This window comes from Ruegeria sp., from assembly GCF_040830605.1.
GTDB lineage: Bacteria > Pseudomonadota > Alphaproteobacteria > Rhodobacterales > Rhodobacteraceae > Ruegeria.
On sequence record NZ_JBFOMD010000001.1, the window covers coordinates 361,701 to 380,175 of the forward strand.

Genomic DNA, 18,475 nt, shown 5'->3' on the forward strand with positions numbered 1-18,475 from the left:
CGCATGAGTGAAAAAGGCAGGTTCCTGACCGGCTCGACCATGGGGCATGTGGTGCGCATGACCCTGACCGGGGCCACCGGGATTACCTTTGTCTTTCTGGTCGATGCGGCCAACCTGTTCTGGATTTCCAAGCTGGAACAGCCCCGGCTGATGGCCGCGATCGGATTTGCCTTTGCTATCCAGTTTCTTTCGGTCAGCGCCGGGATCGGGCTGATGATCGCCGCTACCGCCCTGATCTCGAAGGGGATCGGGCAGGGGCGGCGGAGACTGGCCCGACGGCAGGCGACCTCGGCGCTGGTGCTGGCCTTTCTGATCCAGAGCGCTGTTGGCCTGCTGATCCTGATCTTCCGGCACCAGATCCTGGCCTTGTCGGGGGCCACCGGCGAGACGGCGGCGCTGGCGGCGCGGTATCTGGCGATGACGGTGCCCTCGCTGGGCATCATGGCGGCCGCGATGATCGCCAATGGCGCGCTGCGGGCCGAAGGGGATGGGGTGCGTTCGATGTCGGTCACGCTGACCTCGGGCGGGGTGGCGCTGGTGATCGATCCGATCCTGATCTACGGGCTGGGCCTGGGCCTCGATGGGGCGGCGCTGGGCGTGGTGCTGTTTCGTTTCGTGATGCTCGGCATGGCGATCTATTTCGCCACGGTGCCGCACGACCTGCTGGCACGGCCCCGGCGGCGGGATTGCCTGGGCAGCCTCAGACCCTACCTGCTCATCGCTGTGCCCGCGATCCTGACGCAGCTTGCCGCGCCTGTCGGCAACTATGTCCTGACCTCGGTCATGGCACAGTTCGGGGATCAGGCGATGGCGGGCTGGGCCGTCGTCGGGCGGCTGACGGTGGTGGCGTTCGGAGGCATCTTCTCGCTGGCTGGCGCCATTGGCGGCATCTTCGGCCAGAATTACGGCGCGCGGGACTATGCACGGGTGCGGTGCACCTATCGCGACGCGGTTCTGTTCGGGCTGGGGTATACGCTTGTGATGTGGGCCATCCTGGCGGCGGCGGGGCCGGGCATCGCGCGGGGGTTTGCCCTGCAGGGCCCCTCTGCCGAGGTGTTGGTGGCCTTTACCCAGGTGGGGGCGGGCGGTTTTGTCTTTGCCGCCTTGCTCTTTGTTTCGAACGCCGCGTTCAATGCGCTGGGCCGCCCGCGCCGCGCGACGCTGACCAACTGGTTCCGCGACGGGGCGCTGACCCTGCCGGTCGCATTGTGGACGGCTGCCGCCTTTGGCGCGCCGGGCGTAATATATGCGCAGGCGCTGTGCAGCGTTCTGGTCGGGCTCGCCGCCGCGCTCTGGGGCTGGCACTATGTGGTCGCGCTGAGCCGGCAGGCCCTGCCGGTGCTTGACCTCGCGCCCTCCCGGTCCTACGCGCATGCGGACAGATTCAGGAGACGCTGATGCCCACCTATACCGCTCTGACCACACTGACCGGCAAGGCCGCTGCCGAAGGACTTGGCGAGGCGATGGAACGTCTGACGCCCGAGCCGACCGGTGTCGGCGTGTTTGAGGTCGAGGACGGCTCGGGCCTGTGGGAGGTTGGCGGTTATTTCACCGAAACCCCGGATGAAACCGCGCTGGCGGTTCTGGCGGCGGCATTCGGGGCGAAGCCCTTTGTGGTTTCGGAACTGCCGGAAACCGACTGGGTCGCCCATGTGCGCCGTGAATTGGCCCCGGTCGAGGCCGGACGGTTCTTTGTCTATGGCAGTCACGATGCTGACAAACTGCCCGACGGTCGCATCCCGCTGCTGATTGAGGCCGCGATGGCCTTTGGCACCGGGCATCACGGCACCACATTGGGATGCCTGCGGGCGCTTGACCGGCTGATCGAGGAAGGGTTCGAAGCCAGGACAGTGGCCGATATCGGATGTGGCACGGCGGTGCTGGCGATGGCGGCGGCACGGGTCTGGCAGGGCGACATTCTTGCCAGCGATATCGACGAGGTGGCCGTCGATGTGGCCGAGGCGAACCTGCGCGCCAACGGGATGGACGGTGCGGTCCGGTGCCTTGAGGCCGCCGGCTTTGATCACCCCGATCTGAAGGCCCATGCGCCTTATGATTTGATCTTTGCCAACATCCTGAAAGGCCCGCTGGTCGCCCTGGCGCCGGATCTGACAGAGAATCTGCGGCCGGGCGGATATGCGATTTTGTCGGGGATTCTCAACGAACAAGCCGATGACGTATTGTCCGTTTATGTCCAGAATGGAACCAATCTGCACGCTAGGAATATGATTGGTGAATGGACGACGCTTGTTTTGCACAAAGAAGGCGCAATTTAGGCCAATTTGCCAACATCAACGATCTTTTGCCTTGGTTTTGGCTCATTTCATACGTAGCCTCAATCAGGTTTTTATGGAGGGACCGGTTATGGAGGCTACCATGGCCAACAGGCAGATGCCTTTTGAGCAGCGCATTCAGCGTCTGACCAAAAAGCATCGTGCCATGACACGCGGGTATCGCGCGCAGATGCGTGCAGACGGACTGGTGGTGATGAAACCCCGCCGGGTCCGGTCGGCTGCCCCGCTGAGGGTGATGGTGCTGTCTCTTGTCGCCTTCTTCCTGTTCAAGGGCTTCTTGCTGGCGACCCTGGGTGCGACTTCCTACGATCAGCGTGTCGAACGTTTGAACGAGGGAACATCGGTCGAGAAAGCCGGTGCCTGGGTGATGCAAGCCGATCCACTGTCGGCGCTGATCGCCGAGCAGATTGGACCGTTCCTGCCCTAACCCTACCTCCTACCGGACAAAAGAAAACGCCGCGTGTATGAGACACGCGGCGTTTCTGTTTGCCCCTTAGGGAGGAGTGGGGCAGGGAGAGTGAGTGGCTTTGCTCAGCGCTTGCCCTCGGCCACGGCGTCGATGTCGCCACGGCACAGGCCGATATCTTCCAGTTCGCGATCCGACAGATCCGACAGCGCGTTGCGGGTGGCGCGGGCGTCGTTCCAATCAACAACGGCGTTCACGACCGATGCGAAAGTTGCGCCGATACGGCCAAAGAGGCCGAACGAGCCAATGGTGGGGCGGGTGGTGTCCAGTGCAGCCATATCCTGTGTCCTTCTGGTTTGCGTTTTCAGTGTGATCTCTCGATCTGACGGCCATCTAGTAACGCCCGATTGCCCGCGCAAGAACGAAAATTGCATGTGTCCTATGCAGTTTCTGCAATGCTCGAAAACACTGTAACCCCTTTGAAATGTTGGTGATTATCGGACTCTCCAAACGGTCGCTTCTAGGCAGTTCTGGGTCGTTTTTCGCCCTTGATGTCGCGGGTTGGACAGCCGTGTCGCTTTCGGGCGTGAGGTCAAAGCGCTTGGAAAATGTTCTTGCTTCGTGCTAGTTCGAATAAAAGGCAACAAAACCCGAGCAGGCCGAGGCGATATATGCGGATTCTGGGCATTGATCCGGGGCTGAGAACCCTGGGATGGGGCGTCATCGAATCGCATGGCAGCCGATTGAGTCACGTGGCCAACGGGCATTGCCATTCCGATGGTGATGATCTGGGGGAGCGGCTGCTGTCGCTGCACAACCAGATCGTCGAGGTGATCGCAACCCATGCGCCGGATCAGGCGGCCATCGAACAGACCTTCGTGAACAAGGACGGCGCTGGCACGCTCAAGCTGGGTCAGGCGCGCGGCGTGGCGCTGCTGACGCTGGCACAGGCGGGGTTGCCGGTGGGGGAATATGCGCCCAACCGGGTCAAGAAGACGGTTGTGGGTGTCGGGCATGCCGAGAAGGAACAGGTTCTGCACATGGTCAAGCTGCAACTGCCCGGCTGTCAGCCGAAAGGGGCCGACGCCGCGGATGCGCTGGCGATTGCCATCTGCCATTCCTATTACGGCGGGGCAGCGCCGATGCGGGTGAGAGAGGTGCGGGCATGATCGGTAAACTGACGGGACGGCTGGACTACCGCACGGCAGACCACATCCTGATCGACGTGCGCGGCGTGGGCTACATCGTCTATTGCTCGGACCGCACGATGGCCGCACTGCCCGGGCCGGGTGAGGCCGTCTCGCTGTTCACCGACATGGTGGTGCGCGAGGATCTGATGCAGCTTTACGGCTTTCTGTCGCTGGTCGAGAAAGAATGGCACCGGTTGCTCTGCTCGGTGCAGGGGGTGGGGGCCAAGGTTTCGCTGGCTATTCTAGGCGCGCTGGGCCCCGATGGCGTAAGCCGCGCGATTGCGCTGGGGGATTGGGCCTCGGTCAAGGCGGCCAAAGGGGTGGGCCCCAAGACGGCGCAGCGGATCGTGCTGGACCTCAAGGACAAGGCGCCCGGCGTGATGGCAATGGGCGGCACCGTGGCCGAGGCGATGGACGGCCCGGCGCTGGAGGTGGTCGAGCTGGTCGAGGCCGCGCCGGCGTCTGCCCGCAAGCCGGCGGCAAGGGCGTCCTCCGGGGCGGCTGCCGCGTCGGCGGGTGCCCTGTCGGCGCTGTCCAATCTGGGCTATGGTCCGTCCGAGGCCGCCGCTGCCGTGGCCGAGGCGGCCGCTACTTTCCCCGACGCAGGTGAAGCGGACCTGATCCGCGCCGCGCTGAAACTGCTGGCTCCGAAAGGCTGAGTGAGAAATGATCGACGCCGATCCCACCATCCGGCCTGAGCCGCTGCCCGAGGATCATGACCGCGCGCTGCGCCCGCAAGGACTCGATGAGTTCATCGGTCAGGCCGAGGCGCGGGCCAATCTGCGTATCTTCATCCAGTCCGCCCGCCAGCGCGGCGAGGCGATGGATCACACGCTGTTTCATGGCCCGCCCGGTCTGGGCAAGACCACGCTGGCGCAGATCATGGCGCGCGAGTTGGGCGTGAATTTCCGCATGACGTCCGGCCCGGTGCTGGCCAAGGCCGGTGATCTGGCGGCGATCCTGACCAATCTGGAATCGCGCGATGTGCTGTTCATCGACGAAATCCACCGGCTGAACCCGGCGGTGGAAGAGGTGCTCTATCCCGCGATGGAGGATTTCGAGCTGGATCTGGTGATCGGTGAGGGACCTGCCGCGCGCACCGTGCGGATTGAGTTGCAGCCCTTTACGCTGGTCGGTGCGACCACCCGGATGGGCCTGCTGACCACGCCGCTGCGGGACCGGTTCGGCATCCCGACCCGGTTGCAGTTCTACACGGTCGACGAGTTGCACGAGATCGTCACCCGCAATGCCCGCAAGCTGGGGGCGCCTGCCGACGACAAAGGCGCCCGCGAGATTGCGCGGCGCTCGCGGGGAACGCCCCGGATCGCGGGTCGGCTGCTGCGCCGGGTGGTGGATTTTGCCGTGGTCGAGGGCGACGGGCGGATCACTCGCGATCTGGCAGATGGGGCGTTGACGCGGCTGGGGGTGGACAATCTGGGGCTGGATGGTGCCGACCGGCGGTATCTGAAGCTGATCGCCGAGAATTACGCGGGTGGCCCGGTGGGGATCGAGACGTTGTCGGCGGCGCTGTCGGAAAGCCGGGACTCGCTTGAGGAAGTAATTGAGCCTTATCTGTTGCAGCAGGGGCTGATCCAGCGCACACCGCGCGGGCGGATGCTGGCGCAGAAGGCCTGGGCGCATCTGGGGCTGCCGATGCCGAAGCGGCAGAGCGATCTGTTTGGTTGAAGCCGCGCGCCGGAGATTTTATGCCTCCGGCGGGAGTATTTGGAAAAAGATGAAGATCTGCGCGTGACACCGGAAGAGATCGAAGCCCTGTTTACCCGCGAAAGCGGTGAGTTCGTGTTTGCCCGCTGGGGGCGCCCGATCGTGCCCATCGTGTTCGGGGTCGAGGATCAGACCCTGTCGGTGGTCAAGGGCGCCTTCGAGGCGGTGGTGACACTCGCCGGGCACAAGATGGCCGAGACCGATCCGGAACTGGGCGCCAATTGCATGGTGTTTTTCTTTCGCGATTGGGCCGAGTTGCCCGAGGTCCCCGATCTCGACCGGCTGATCCCGGATCTCAAGCCGCTGGTGAAGCGTCTGATCGCGGCCGATGCCAACCAGTACCGCGTGTTCCGGTTCGAAGAGGATGGCGCGATCAAGGCGGCGTTTGTGTTCCTGCGCATGGATGAGCAGATGTCGAAGTTGCCCGCCGAGACACTGGCGCTGAGTCAGGTCGTGCAGACCGTCCTGCTGTGGTCCGATACCGCGTTCCGCACTCAGTCTCCGTTGGCCGTGGCGGGCGAGGCGACGATCCTGCGGCCCGACATTGCCGGGCTGATCCGGGCTGCCTATGATCCGGTGCTGCCGGGGGCTGCGCGGGACAGCTCTCATGCGCTCAGGTTGTTTGCCCGTCAGGAGCAGTCGTGATGAAGCATGTCTTCCCGGTCCGGGTCTATTACGAAGACACCGACATGGGGGGCATCGTCTATCATGCCAACTACCTGCGCTATATCGAACGGGCGCGTTCGGACTGGGTGCGGCAACTGGGCAATGACCAGAACGCGATGCGGGATGCGGGCATCGTCTGGGTCGTGCGCAAGATCGAGGCGGAATACCTTGCAACCGCGAAATTCGACGATGAGCTGGTGATCGAGACCGAGATGACGGCGATTTCGGGCGCTCGCCTGACCATGGCGCAACTGGTGCGGCGGGGGGATACGGAGGTCTTCCGGGCGACTGTCACTGCCGTCTGCATAAATGCCGAGGGCAAGCCGGTGCGGCTTCCGGCAGAGATTCGCGCATTGCTGTAACAATTTTGTCGGCAGGGGTGGTTCTGTTGGCATTTCACCCCGATCTACGTTAGCGTTTCGCAAAACAAGCCCGAACCAATGGGCTGTCAGGCAACAAAGAGCAGGTCATGGAAGCTGAAACGCTGGCGCTGGCGCAGGAGATCGATTTCTCCATGTGGGGGCTGTTTGCCCGTGCAACCCTTGTCGTGAAACTAGTGATGCTGATGCTGCTGGCCGCGTCGTTCTGGGCGTGGTCGATCATCATTCAGAAGCTCATCACCTATCGGTCTGCGCGCGGCGAGGCGCAGGTATTCGATGAATCCTTTTGGTCGGGCAACCCGCTGGATGAGCTGTTCGAACGGATTGGGCCGCAGCCAAATGGCAGTTCGGAAAAGATCTTTGCCGCCGGAATGATCGAGTGGCGGCGCTCGCACCGGACCGATGGCGGGCTGATCGCGGGCGCGCAGGCGCGGATCGACCGGTCGATGGATGTGGCGATCGCGAAAGAGGCCGAGGGGCTGCAAAAGGGGCTGCCGGTGCTGGCCACGGTGGGCTCGACCGCGCCGTTTGTGGGGCTTTTCGGCACCGTCTGGGGCATCATGAACGCCTTTATCGAGATTGCCGAGCAGCAGAACACCAACCTGGCCGTGGTGGCGCCGGGGATTGCCGAGGCGTTGCTGGCCACCGGTCTGGGCCTGCTGGCGGCGATCCCGGCGGTGATCTTCTACAACAAGCTGAGCGCGGACAGTGACCGGATCGTGGGCGGGTACGAGGCCTTTGCCGACGAGTTCGCCACCATCCTGTCGCGGCAATTGGACAGCTGAGCCATGGGCGCGGCGGTACAGCAGAGCGCGGATAACGGCCGCAGGCGCGGGCGGCGGCGGGGCCGGGCGCAGCCGATGGCTGAGATCAACGTCACGCCGTTTGTCGATGTCATGCTCGTGCTGTTGATCATCTTCATGGTGGCCGCTCCGCTGCTGACCGTGGGCGTGCCGGTGGATCTGCCCAAGACCGCCGCAAACGCGCTGCCCTCGGACAGTGAAGAACCGCTGACCGTGACGTTGACCGGTGATGGCCGGGTGCAGATCCAGACGACGGATGTCGCTCGCGCGGAATTGATCGGAAAACTGCGCGCGATTGCGGCAGAACGGAGCAGTGACCGGGTGTTTCTGCGTGCCGATGGTGGCATTCCCTATGCGCAGGTCATGCAGGTCATGGGCGCGCTCAACGCGGGCGGGTTTTCGAATGTAGGCCTTGTGACGGATACCGGCGGGCCGACGCTGGACGAAGGCGGAGAGTGAGGCAGCGGTTTGCAGACCGGCACCAAGATCTCAGGCGTCCTCCATGTGACCTTGGTCGGATGGGCGTTGTTCGGCGGTACCTTCCGGTCCGAGCCGTTGCCGTTCGAGGTGCAGGATGTGTCGGTGATTTCGGCTGAGGAATATGCAGCGCTGACCGCGCCGAAACAGGCGCCCGAGGTTGTGGATGTGCCCTCGGACCTGCAACAACCTGAGCAGCCGGACGATCAGGTCGCGGTGCCGGCGCCCGCCGAGCCCGAGCCGGAACAGGCGCCTCCCGAACCCGTGGCCCAGCCCGAACCTGAGCCGGAACCACAGCCCGAAGTGGTTGCCGAGCCCCCGGATCCCGAGGTGGTCGAGGACACGCCCACCCTGGAGCAGCCCGACCCCGAGGAAGTGGCGCTGCTGCCTCCGGGCCCGCGCCCGCAACCCCGGCCCGCTGACCGGGTCGCGCCGCAGCCTGTGGCACCGCCGCCCCCCGATGTGAAGCCCGACGATGTGGACACGCCTCCGGTCTCGGCCGAGGACGGCGCCGAAGAGCAGCAACCCGAGCAGGAAGAGACGGCGCAGAAAGAGGCGACCGACCAGATCGTGACCGAGGCAGAGGAAAGCCCCGATCCGGCGGCCCAAAGCTCGCCCCGTCCAAAATCGCGCCCGTCACGGCCCAAGCCCGAGCCGGTGCAGACGGCTGAACAGGAAGATCCACCCGACTCCAGTCCCAACACGCAGGATGCGGTTGAGGATGCGCTGGCCGAGGCCCTGGGCGGCGCGCAGGCGGCCCCGGCCCCCAGCGGCCCGCCCCTGACCGGTGGCGAAAAGGACGCACTGCGGATCGCGGTTTCGAACTGTTGGAATGTCGGCTCATTGTCCACGGACGCGCTGAACACTACCGTTGTGGTGTCCGTCGCCATGCAGCCCGACGGCAAACCGATCAGCAACAGCGTGCGGCTGCTGGAAAGCTCGGGCGGCTCGTCCGCAGCCGCGCAGCAGGCCTTTGAGGCCGCGCGCCGCGCCATCGTTCGCTGTGGTGCCAAAGGATACGACCTGCCGACCGAGAAATACGGTCAGTGGCAGAATATTGAGATGACCTTCAATCCCGAGAGGATGCGGATCAAATGATGAAATTTCTGACCAGCCTCTTTCTGGGCACGGCGCTGCTGGTGGCCCCCGCCCAGGCGCAGAACCAGCCGCTGCGGATCGAGATTACCGAGGGCGTGATCGAGCCGCTGCCGTTTGCGGCTCCGAACTTCGTGCCCGACAGCCCGGCGGCTGCCGAGTATTCGGCGCAACTGGCCCGCGTCGTGGCTGCCGACCTCAGCGGCACGGGTCTGTTCCGCGAGATCGGCTCGGACGCCTATATCAGTCAGGTCAGCAGCTTCGAGGCGCCGGTGCAGTTCGCCGACTGGAAGGCGATCAATGCGCAGGCGCTGGTGACCGGGGCGGTGAACGTTTCGGGCAACCAACTGACGGTGCGGTTCCGGATCTGGGACGTGTTCTCGGGTGCGGAACTGGGCAACGGGCTGCAATTCGCGGGCACCACCGACGGCTGGCGGCGCATGGCGCACAAGGTGGCCGATCAGGTCTATAGCCGGATCACCGGCGAAAGCGGTTATTTCGACAGCCGGGTGGCCTTTGTGTCCGAGAGCGGCCCCAAGAACCAACGGCGCAAGCGGCTGGCGATCATGGATTACGACGGCGCAAATGTGCAGTACCTGACCGACAGTTCGGCCATCGTGCTGGCGCCGCGGTTTTCGCCAACCGGGGATCGGGTGCTTTATACCAGCTACGAGAGCGGTACGCCGCGCATCTACGTGCTGGATGTGGGCCGGGTGCAGCGCCGCGTCCTGCAGAGCCAGGAAGGCACCATGAGCTTTGCGCCGCGCTTTTCGCCGGACGGGCAGACGGTGCTCTATTCGCTGGCCCAGGGCGGCAACACCGATCTGTGGTCGATGAATATCGGCTCGGGCCAGAGCGCGCGCCTGACCAACGCGCCCTCGATCGAGACCGCGCCCAGCTATTCGCCGGACGGCAGCCAGATCGTGTTCGAAAGCGACCGGTCGGGCACGCCGCAGCTTTACATCATGCCCGCGCGGGGTGGCGAAGCGCGGCGGATCAGCTTCGGCAAGGGCCGCTATGGCACTCCGGTCTGGTCGCCGCGTGGCGATTACATTGCCTTTACCAAACAGAACAAGGGCCGGTTCCATATCGGTGTGATGCGCACCGATGGCAGCGAGGAACGGCTGCTGACCGCCTCGTTCCTGGACGAGGGGCCGACATGGGCGCCCAATGGCCGGGTGATCATGTTCACCCGTGAAACCCAGGGCGCCAGCGGACGCTCGGCGCTCTATTCCGTGGACATTTCGGGCCGCAACCTGCGCCCGGTCCGTACCCCGGACGGTGGCAGCGACCCGGCATGGTCTCCGTTGCAGTAGGGAACGGGGCAGAAGTGATCGGCGCGGCCCAACGGCTGCGTTCACATGAGACGGCGCCTGTGGTAGAAACAGGCGCAGAACACAAAAGAACGAGTGAGGCATTGAGATGAACCTATTGGGCAAGATCGTGGCCCCCATCGCCCTGGTGGCGCTGGCGGCCTGTTCCAACACCGACCCGTCGGCCTGGGGCAGCGGAGGCGCTGGCGGAGCGGGCGCGGGTGGCGCCGGGGCTGGCGTGGCCAGCGACCCGACCTCTCCGGCCTATTTCCAGCAGGCCATCGGTGACCGGGTGCTGTTCTCGGTCGACCAGTCCACCCTGACCGCCGAGGCGCAGACGATCCTGCAAGGGCAGGCCGACTGGCTGCTGCGGAATGTCGATTTCACCGCCACCATCGAAGGTCACGCGGATGAGCAGGGCACGCGGGAATACAACCTTGCGCTGGGCGCGCGCCGGGCCAACGCCGCCCGCGAGTTCCTGATTTCGCGCGGGGTTGCGGGCAACCGGCTCAAGACCGTGACCTATGGCAAGGAGCGCCCCATCGAGATCTGCAGCGAAGAGGCATGTTATGCCAAGAACCGCCGCGCCGTGACGGTTCTGACGGGTGCAACCACGGGGTAAGATGATGCGCATTGCGGCTTTGGTTCTGGCGGCGGCCGTGGCAACGGCTGGTATGGCCCGGGCGCAGGATCAGCAGACACTGGCGGATATCCGGCAGGAGCTGACTGTCCTGCATGTGGAAATCCAGCGGCTCAAGCGTGAGTTCTCGACCACCGGGTCGCCGTCTCCGAACCTGTCCGGCAGTTCGGTGCTCGAGCGTGTGGATGCCATCGAGGCTGAGTTGCAACGCCTGACCAGCCAGACCGAACAGCTCAACCAGCGGATCGAGCGGATCGTGGCCGATGGCACCAACCGCATTGGCGATCTGGAGTTCCGTCTGGTCGAGCTTGAAGGTGGCGACATCAGCACTTTGGGCGAAACCTCGACGCTGGGCGGCGAAACCGGCACCCAGACGACGGCCCCGGCGATTGAACCCGCGACCCCGACCGTGGATGACAGCGAGCTTGCCGTCGGCGAACGCGCCGAATTCGATGCGGCCTCCAAGGCGCTGGACGACGGCGATTTTAGCCGGGCCGCCGAGATGTTCGGCCAGTTCGACAGTTCGTATCCCGGCAGCCCGCTGGCGCCCGAGGCTCAGCTAAAGCGCGGCCGCGCGCTGAAAGGGCTGGGCGATACGCGCGAGGCGGCACGGGCGTTTCTGGCCAGTTTCACCGGCGATTCCGAGGGTCCCGTGGCGCCGGAAGCACTTTATGAGCTTGGCGCCGCGCTGGGCCGTCTGGGTCAGACCGATCAGGCCTGCATCACGCTGGGCGAGGTCGGCGTGCGCTTTCCTGCATCGGCTGCGGTCGCCGAGGCGAGCCGGGAAATGGCGGCGCTGGGCTGTTCTTGACGCAAGAGACCGACAGGCTGCGCGCCGATCTGCGCGCGCAGTTGCCGTCTGAGCTGCCGCGCCGGCTGGGCGTCGCCGTCTCGGGCGGTGGAGATTCGATCGCGCTGCTTGATCTGTTGGTTGATGTATTGAACGGCGAGGGTGTCGCCATCTCTGCCGCAACCGTGGATCATGGCCTGCGCCCCGAGGCGGCAAAGGAGGCGGCACAGGTGGCTGCCTTGGCCGCGCGGCTGGGCATCGCACATGAGACCCTGCGCTGGGAGGGCTGGGACGGGTCCGGCAACCTTCAGGATCAGGCGCGGCAGGCGCGGTATCACCTGCTGACCGGATGGGCCAGGCGCAACGGGATCACTCTGCTGGCGCTGGGGCACACGGCGGACGATCAGGCGGAAACGGTGCTGATGCGGCTTGGGCGCGCTGCCGGTGTCACCGGGTTGTCGGCCATGCCCGTGCGGCGGGTGCAGGACGGGGTGACACTCTGGCGCCCGATGCTGGGGATCACCCGCGCCCGGCTGCGCGACCATCTGCGCGCGCGCGGTCTGAACTGGATCGAGGACCCGTCGAATCAGGATACCCGCTTTGATCGAATCAAGGCACGCGAGGCTCTGACCCATCTCGGTCCGCTGGGGATCACGGCCGAGTCGCTCGCCTCGGTGGCGCAGAATCTGGCGCAGGCGCGGGACGCGCTGGATCACTACACGCTGAAATCCGCGCAGAATTTGGCCCGGCCGGACGAAGGTGACGTTCTTTTGAACCTGCGTGGGTTTTCCGCCCTGCCCGAAGAAATCGCCCGTCGCCTGCTGCTGGCAATCACCGGCTGGATCGCCGGGCATACCTATCCGCCGCGCCGTGCCGCCGTGCAGGAAGCTCTGACCGCTCTGCATGCGGGGCGGGCAGGCGCGCTGGGCGGCTGTCTGATCCTGCGGACCGGCGATGAGGCGCGGTTCTGCCGTGAATACAACGCCATCCGCGACATCGCTGGGCCGGTTGACCAGCCCTGGGACAACCGTTGGACCCTGACTGGCCCTACGATCCAGGGAGCAACCGTCCGCGCGTTGGGCGAAGAGGGCTTGACGCAGATGCCCGACTGGCGCGCAACGGGCCGTCCTCAGGCCGCGCTGATCGCCTCGCCCGCGGTTTGGAAAGACGGGGACTTGCTGGCCGCGCCCATCGCCGGATATGCGAATGGCTGGCAGACGGGACTGCTGGTTGAATGGGAAGAGTTCCTTGCAACCCTTTTATCGCATTGAACCTGCCTCAATCATCTCTATTTTAGTTGTCTAGCCGGCAACTTCCTCCGATGCCGAAAGATTTGGGAGTATTTCCTTGGGCAACGCACGCAACATCGCCTTCTGGGTCGTCTTGTTTCTGCTGATTCTCGCTCTGTTCAACCTGTTCAGCGGACCGGGCGGCACTTTGCAGAGCCATGAGAAGACCTATTCAGAATTCGTCAGCGCCGTAGACGCGGGTGAAGTCAAGAACGTGACGCTGGATGGCGAACAGATCCGGTACCGGACCAGCGACAACCGCGACTATGTGACGATCAAGCCCGGCGATGCCGAGGTGACCCGGCTGCTGATCGACAAGAACATCCCCGTCCGCGCCGAGAAACAGACGCAATCCGGGTTCCAATCCTTCCTGATCACGCTGTTGCCCTTCCTGCTGCTGATCGGTGTCTGGGTCTATTTCATGAACCGGATGCAGGGCGGCGGCAAAGGCGGAGCGATGGGCTTTGGCAAGTCCAAGGCCAAGATGCTGACCGAAAAGCATGGCCGCGTGACCTTTGACGACGTGGCGGGCATCGACGAGGCCAAGGAAGAGCTGGAAGAGATCGTGGAATTCCTGCGCAACCCGCAGAAGTTCTCGCGCCTTGGTGGCAAGATCCCCAAGGGCGCGCTGCTGGTGGGCCCTCCGGGCACCGGTAAGACGCTGCTTGCGCGTGCGATCGCGGGTGAGGCGGGTGTGCCGTTCTTCACCATCTCGGGTTCCGACTTCGTGGAAATGTTCGTGGGTGTCGGCGCGTCCCGTGTCCGCGACATGTTCGAACAGGCCAAAAAGAACGCGCCCTGTATCGTGTTCATCGACGAGATCGACGCTGTTGGCCGCCATCGTGGCGCCGGTTATGGCGGCGGTAACGACGAACGCGAACAGACACTCAACCAGTTGCTGGTCGAGATGGACGGGTTCGAGGCCAATGAGGGCGTGATCATTCTGGCAGCGACCAACCGTAAGGACGTTCTGGACCCCGCGCTGCTGCGTCCGGGCCGGTTCGACCGTCAGGTGACCGTCGGCAACCCCGACATCAAGGGCCGCGAAAAGATCCTGGGCGTGCATGCCCGCAAGACTCCTCTGGGCCCCGATGTGGACCTGCGCATCATCGCGCGTGGTACGCCCGGCTTCTCGGGTGCCGATCTGGCGAACCTCGTGAACGAGGCTGCACTGATGGCCGCCCGTGTCGGCCGCCGCTTTGTCACCATGGAAGATTTCGAGAACGCCAAGGACAAGGTGATGATGGGGGCCGAGCGCCGATCGATGGTGCTGACCCAGGACCAGAAGGAAAAGACCGCCTATCATGAGGCTGGTCATGCGGTTGTGGGCATGACGCTGCCGCTATGCGATCCGGTCTACAAGGCCACCATCATCCCGCGTGGTGGCGCCCTGGGTATGGTTGTCAGCTTGCCCGAAATGGATCAGCTCAACTATCACCGCGACGAATGCGAGCAAAAGCTGGCCATGACCATGGCGGGCAAGGCCGCCGAGGTGATCAAGTATGGCGAGGATCATGTCTCGAACGGTCCCGCAGGTGACATTATGCAGGCCAGCCAGTTGGCGCGGGCCATGGTGATGCGCTGGGGCATGTCGGACAAGGTCGGCAATATCGACTATGCCGAGGCGCATGAGGGCTATCAGGGCAACACCGCCGGGTTCTCGGTGTCGGCGCATACCAAGGAGATGATCGAGGAAGAGGTCAAGGGTTTCATTCAGGCTGGCTATGAGCGCGCCCACGAGATCCTCGTCGAAAAGAGCGAGGAGTGGGAGCGTCTGGCGCAGGGCCTGCTGGAATACGAGACCCTGACCGGGGACGAGATCAAGCGGGTGATGAATGGCGAGCCGCCGAGTGCGGGCGATGACGAGGATCAGAGCTCGGATGAGGGCAGCGCCCCCAGCGTCACCGCGATCCCCAAGACCAAGCCCAAGAAGTCGCCGCCCGAAGGCGGGATGGAGCCGGAACCAACCGCGTGAAGGCTGTGGGATCCATAAGGAAAGGCCGGGATTTGCCCGGCCTTTTTCTTGCGTAATCGTCATTCTGCGCAAGTTGTGAGGGGGATGTGATGACGCGAGAGGACTGGAACCCGGATCAATACGCGAAGTTTGCCGGGGTGCGCCTGCAGCCCGCCATTGACCTGATGAACGCGGTGGGGCCACTGCCGGAAGGCGGGATGGTCGATCTGGGCTGCGGCGCCGGCGTCATGGGCGAAGCGCTGAGCGCGCGCTATCCGAACCGCAGGCTGATCGGGGTCGACAGCTCTCCTGCCATGTTGGAAAAGGCCAAGGAAACAGGGGCTTATGCAGCGCTGGAAAAGGCGGATATCGCCACGTGGCAGCCGGATCGGCGGCCCGCGCTGCTGTTCTCGAACGCTGTTCTGCAATGGCTGCCCGATCATCCAACCCTGATCCCGCGCCTGCTGGCCGGATTGGCTCCGGGCGGCGTTCTGGCGGTTCAGGTTCCCTATCAGCAGGCGGCCCCGTCGAGCACCGGCTGGCGGGACGCGTTCGCGGCGCTTTTCAAGGACCGGCCCCTTGCCAAGCAATCCGAAGTCATGGCTCCGGAAGAGTATTTCGAGCTTCTCTCCCCGTTAGGAGAGGCGCGCCTGTGGGAAATCGAGTATCACCAGCACCTGCCCGCGGCAGAGCATGGGCATCCTGTGCGGCTCTTTACCGAAAGCACCTTTGCCCGCCCGTATCTTGAGGTTCTGGACGAGGTTGAACGCCTGCACCTGACGGCGGCTTACGAAGAGCGGATGCGCCAGGCCTATCCCTTGCGGTCCGACGGATCGGTGCTGTTTCCCTTCCGCAGGCTGTTCTTCACTTTGCGAAAACCCTGACGCCCAAGAACGGCGCCCGCCAGTAGAGCCTTGTCAAGAAACCGCGTTCGGGGTCTTCTGTCGGCAACAACAGGGGAACGCCCCGCAGCGGACAGGAGGGACGGGATGCCGGTGCTGAGGGAAAGCGGATACGCGGGCGAGGTGGTCTGGCTGGGCCACGTCGCCGCCGGGGGCTCGCTGCGCGCCACGCCGGTCGAGCGTCTGAGCCTGGGCTTCGCCGGGGCGCCGGGTGAACGGCATGAGGGGACCAACCGCGCCTCATGCGTGCGGGTGCGCAACCTCTATCCCGAAGGCACCGAGATCCGGAACGTCAGGCAGTTGTCGATCCTGTCGCATGAGGAACTGACCGAAATCGCCGCCGGGATGGAACTGGAAGAGCTGGACCCGGCGCTGGTGGGGGCGAATGTGGTGGTTAGGGGCATCCCCGATTTCACCCACGTCCCGCCCGCCTCGCGCCTGCGGGGACCGTCCGGCGTGACACTGACCATCGACATGGAAAACCGCCCTTGCGTTCTGCCGGGGCGCGAGGTCGAGGAGGAATCGCCCGGCCATGGTGCTGCCTTCAAGCCCTCTGCCACCGACCGGCGCGGGGTTACCGCCTGGGTGGAACGGCCCGGCGGGCTCGCCATCGGCGACCGGATGGAGCTTTTTGTACCCGATCAGCGCCCATGGGCACCGTGATTTGCGTATAAACTGCGTGCAGTCTCCGATCTGAAACGTCTGTTCTCGGCATACGCCGTTTCGCGGCTTGATTATGTCGGAATCTATAGCCTTCCGATCGGTTTGCGACGTTAATGAAGTCACAGCGTCGATGCCCGTGTGCATCGGTATGCACGGAATTCTATCAGGGACCCTGCCCAATGAGCTACAAATCCGACATCGAAATCGCCCGCGAGGCCAACAAGAAGCCGATTCAGGAGATCGGTGCCAAGCTGGGAATCTCCAGCGACGACCTGCTGCCCTATGGCCATGACAAGGCGAAGGTCAGCCAGGACTTCATCAACTCGGTGCAGGGCCGCGAGGACGGCAAGCTGATCCTGGTGACCGCGATCAACCCGACCCCTGCGGGCGAGGGCAAGACCACCACCACCGTGGGTCTGGGCGACGGTCTGAACCGCATCGGCAAGAACGCGATGATCTGTATCCGCGAGGCCTCGCTGGGCCCGAACTTCGGCATGAAGGGCGGTGCCGCGGGTGGCGGTTACGCGCAGGTCGTTCCGATGGAAGAGATGAACCTGCACTTCACCGGCGACTTCCACGCCATCACCAGCGCCCACTCGCTGCTGTCGGCGATGATCGACAACCACATCTATTGGGGCAACGAGCAGAAGATCGACATGCGCCGCGTCGTCTGGCGCCGTGTGGTCGACATGAACGACCGCGCCCTGCGTCAGATCACCTGCTCGTTGGGTGGCGTGTCGAACGGTTTCCCGCGCGAAGCAGGCTATGACATCACCGTGGCGTCGGAAGTCATGGCGATCCTCTGCCTGGCCACCGACCTTAAGGATCTGGAAAAGCGTCTGGGTGACATCATTGTGGCCTATCGCCGCGACCGCACACCGGTCTACTGCCGCGACATCAAGGCCGAAGGCGCGATGACCGTTCTGCTGAAAGACGCAATGCAGCCGAACCTGGTGCAGACGCTGGAAAACAACCCGGCCTTCGTGCACGGTGGCCCGTTTGCCAACATCGCGCATGGCTGTAACTCGGTCATCGCCACCAAGACCGCGCTGAAAGTGGCTGACTATGTTGTCACCGAAGCCGGCTTTGGTGCCGATCTGGGTGCTGAGAAGTTCATGAACATCAAGTGCCGCAAGGCCGGCATCGCCCCGTCGGCCGTGGTGCTGGTCGCCACCGTGCGCGCGATGAAGATGAATGGCGGTGTGGCCAAGGCCGATCTGGGTGCGGAAAACGTCGACGCCGTGAAGTCGGGCTGCGCCAACCTGGGCCGTCACATTGAGAACGTGAAATCGTTTGGCGTGCCGGTTGTCGTCGCCATCAACCACTTTGTCACCGACACCGATGCCGAAGTGCAGGCGGTCAAGGACTACTGTGCCGATCACGGGGTCGAGGCGGTTCTGTCGCGTCACTGGGAGCTGGGCTCGGAAGGTTCGGAAAACCTGGCCAAGAAAGTCGTGGAAATCGCCGATGCCGGCACCGCGAACTTCGCGCCGATCTACCCCGATGAGATGCCCCTGTTCGAAAAGATCGAAACCATCGCCAAGCGCATCTATCGCGCTGACGAGGTTCTGGCCGATGCCAAGATCCGCAACCAGCTGAAGGACTGGGAAGCCGCCGGTTACGGCAACCTGCCGGTCTGCATGGCCAAGACGCAATACTCGTTCTCGACCGATCCGTCGCTGCGCGGTGCACCCACGGGCCACTCGGTTCCGGTGCGTGAAGTGCGCCTGAGCGCGGGTGCCGGTTTCATCGTGGTGGTCTGCGGCGAGATCATGACCATGCCCGGTCTGCCCCGCAAACCGGCCGCCGAGAGCATCTGCCTCAACGACGCAGGTGAGATCGAGGGCTTGTTCTAAGCCGCCAAATACGACATCCCGTGGCCCGGGAG

At 64.2% G+C, this 18,475-nt stretch carries 20 protein-coding genes; 19 read left to right on the top strand and 1 reads right to left on the bottom strand.

Translation table 11 applies throughout. From position 1 onward, the window contains the following. Positions 1 to 3: 3 nt before the first annotated feature. The 3 genes from AB3N21_RS01650 to AB3N21_RS01660 all read left to right on the top strand — a co-directional run bounded on the left by AB3N21_RS01650 (position 4) and on the right by AB3N21_RS01660 (position 2,721). On the top strand, positions 4 to 1,398 hold the full coding sequence (locus AB3N21_RS01650) for an MATE family efflux transporter (RefSeq protein WP_367933581.1): 1,395 nt from the start codon (positions 4 to 6) through the stop codon (positions 1,396 to 1,398). Next, positions 1,398 to 2,276, top strand: a complete 879-nt coding sequence (locus tag AB3N21_RS01655; protein WP_367933582.1) for a 50S ribosomal protein L11 methyltransferase — start codon at positions 1,398 to 1,400, stop codon at positions 2,274 to 2,276. The genes AB3N21_RS01650 and AB3N21_RS01655 overlap by 1 nt, the downstream gene beginning before the upstream one ends. Positions 2,277 to 2,376: 100 nt before the next feature. Next, positions 2,377 to 2,721, top strand: a complete 345-nt coding sequence (locus tag AB3N21_RS01660; RefSeq protein WP_171173529.1) for a hypothetical protein — start codon at positions 2,377 to 2,379, stop codon at positions 2,719 to 2,721. 104 nt (positions 2,722 to 2,825) lie between these two features. Here the strand turns inward: AB3N21_RS01660 and AB3N21_RS01665 are convergent, their stop codons facing one another. Next, the gene (locus tag AB3N21_RS01665) at positions 2,826 to 3,038 is read right to left on the bottom strand and encodes a DUF1127 domain-containing protein (RefSeq protein ID WP_171173530.1); all 213 of its coding nucleotides are present in this window, start codon (positions 3,036 to 3,038) and stop codon (positions 2,826 to 2,828) included. 333 nt (positions 3,039 to 3,371) lie between these two features. Between AB3N21_RS01665 and ruvC the strand changes: the two genes are divergently transcribed. The 16 genes from ruvC (at position 3,372) to AB3N21_RS01745 (ending at position 18,443) form a co-directional block, all read left to right on the top strand. Then, positions 3,372 to 3,869 carry a crossover junction endodeoxyribonuclease RuvC gene (gene ruvC / locus AB3N21_RS01670; protein WP_367933583.1) on the top strand — a complete coding sequence of 166 codons (498 nt, stop codon included), beginning with the start codon at positions 3,372 to 3,374 and terminating at the stop codon, positions 3,867 to 3,869. After that, complete coding sequence (gene ruvA / locus AB3N21_RS01675; protein ID WP_367933584.1) at positions 3,866 to 4,549, top strand: Holliday junction branch migration protein RuvA; 684 nt, start codon at positions 3,866 to 3,868, stop codon at positions 4,547 to 4,549. The genes ruvC and ruvA overlap by 4 nt, the downstream gene beginning before the upstream one ends. 7 nt (positions 4,550 to 4,556) lie before the next feature. After that, entirely contained in the window at positions 4,557 to 5,576 is a 1,020-nt protein-coding gene (gene ruvB, locus AB3N21_RS01680) for a Holliday junction branch migration DNA helicase RuvB (protein WP_367933585.1), read from the top strand. A 63-nt stretch (positions 5,577 to 5,639) separates the two neighbouring features. Beyond that, positions 5,640 to 6,260 carry a hypothetical protein gene (locus tag AB3N21_RS01685; protein WP_367933920.1) on the top strand — a complete coding sequence of 207 codons (621 nt, stop codon included), beginning with the start codon at positions 5,640 to 5,642 and terminating at the stop codon, positions 6,258 to 6,260. Continuing rightward, positions 6,260 to 6,643: a tol-pal system-associated acyl-CoA thioesterase gene (ybgC, locus tag AB3N21_RS01690; protein ID WP_367933586.1), complete on the top strand. Its 384-nt coding sequence runs from the start codon at positions 6,260 to 6,262 to the stop codon at positions 6,641 to 6,643. The genes AB3N21_RS01685 and ybgC overlap by 1 nt, the downstream gene beginning before the upstream one ends. A 107-nt stretch (positions 6,644 to 6,750) precedes the next feature. Further along, complete coding sequence (gene tolQ, locus AB3N21_RS01695) at positions 6,751 to 7,446, top strand: protein TolQ (RefSeq protein ID WP_171173535.1); 696 nt, start codon at positions 6,751 to 6,753, stop codon at positions 7,444 to 7,446. 3 nt (positions 7,447 to 7,449) lie between these two features. Then, positions 7,450 to 7,923: a protein TolR gene (gene tolR / locus AB3N21_RS01700; RefSeq protein WP_367933587.1), complete on the top strand. Its 474-nt coding sequence runs from the start codon at positions 7,450 to 7,452 to the stop codon at positions 7,921 to 7,923. A gap of 9 nt (positions 7,924 to 7,932) precedes the next feature. Then, a complete protein-coding gene (locus tag AB3N21_RS01705) occupies positions 7,933 to 9,039 on the top strand; it encodes an energy transducer TonB (protein WP_367933588.1) in 1,107 nt (368 codons plus the stop codon). Continuing rightward, positions 9,036 to 10,352, top strand: coding sequence for a Tol-Pal system beta propeller repeat protein TolB (gene tolB / locus AB3N21_RS01710; RefSeq protein ID WP_367933589.1), 1,317 nt, complete (start codon positions 9,036 to 9,038; stop codon positions 10,350 to 10,352). Before AB3N21_RS01705 ends, tolB begins: the two co-directional genes overlap by 4 nt. A gap of 106 nt (positions 10,353 to 10,458) precedes the next feature. Then, a complete protein-coding gene (gene pal / locus AB3N21_RS01715) occupies positions 10,459 to 10,971 on the top strand; it encodes a peptidoglycan-associated lipoprotein Pal (protein ID WP_367933590.1) in 513 nt (170 codons plus the stop codon). 4 nt (positions 10,972 to 10,975) lie between these two features. Then, positions 10,976 to 11,800 (top strand): tol-pal system protein YbgF, encoded by an 825-nt coding sequence (gene ybgF, locus AB3N21_RS01720; RefSeq protein ID WP_367933921.1) that lies wholly within the window; start codon positions 10,976 to 10,978, stop codon positions 11,798 to 11,800. Beyond that, entirely contained in the window at positions 11,797 to 13,050 is a 1,254-nt protein-coding gene (tilS, locus tag AB3N21_RS01725; RefSeq protein WP_367933591.1) for a tRNA lysidine(34) synthetase TilS, read from the top strand. Before ybgF ends, tilS begins: the two co-directional genes overlap by 4 nt. Positions 13,051 to 13,126: 76 nt before the next feature. Beyond that, positions 13,127 to 15,043: an ATP-dependent zinc metalloprotease FtsH gene (gene ftsH / locus AB3N21_RS01730; protein WP_171173541.1), complete on the top strand. Its 1,917-nt coding sequence runs from the start codon at positions 13,127 to 13,129 to the stop codon at positions 15,041 to 15,043. Positions 15,044 to 15,132: 89 nt separating this feature from the next. Continuing rightward, positions 15,133 to 15,906 (top strand): methyltransferase domain-containing protein, encoded by a 774-nt coding sequence (locus AB3N21_RS01735; RefSeq protein WP_367933592.1) that lies wholly within the window; start codon positions 15,133 to 15,135, stop codon positions 15,904 to 15,906. 105 nt (positions 15,907 to 16,011) lie between these two features. Further along, the gene (locus tag AB3N21_RS01740) at positions 16,012 to 16,587 is read left to right on the top strand and encodes a sulfurase (protein WP_171173543.1); all 576 of its coding nucleotides are present in this window, start codon (positions 16,012 to 16,014) and stop codon (positions 16,585 to 16,587) included. 179 nt (positions 16,588 to 16,766) lie between these two features. Then, complete coding sequence (locus AB3N21_RS01745; protein ID WP_367933593.1) at positions 16,767 to 18,443, top strand: formate--tetrahydrofolate ligase; 1,677 nt, start codon at positions 16,767 to 16,769, stop codon at positions 18,441 to 18,443. Positions 18,444 to 18,475: the final 32 nt, after the last annotated feature.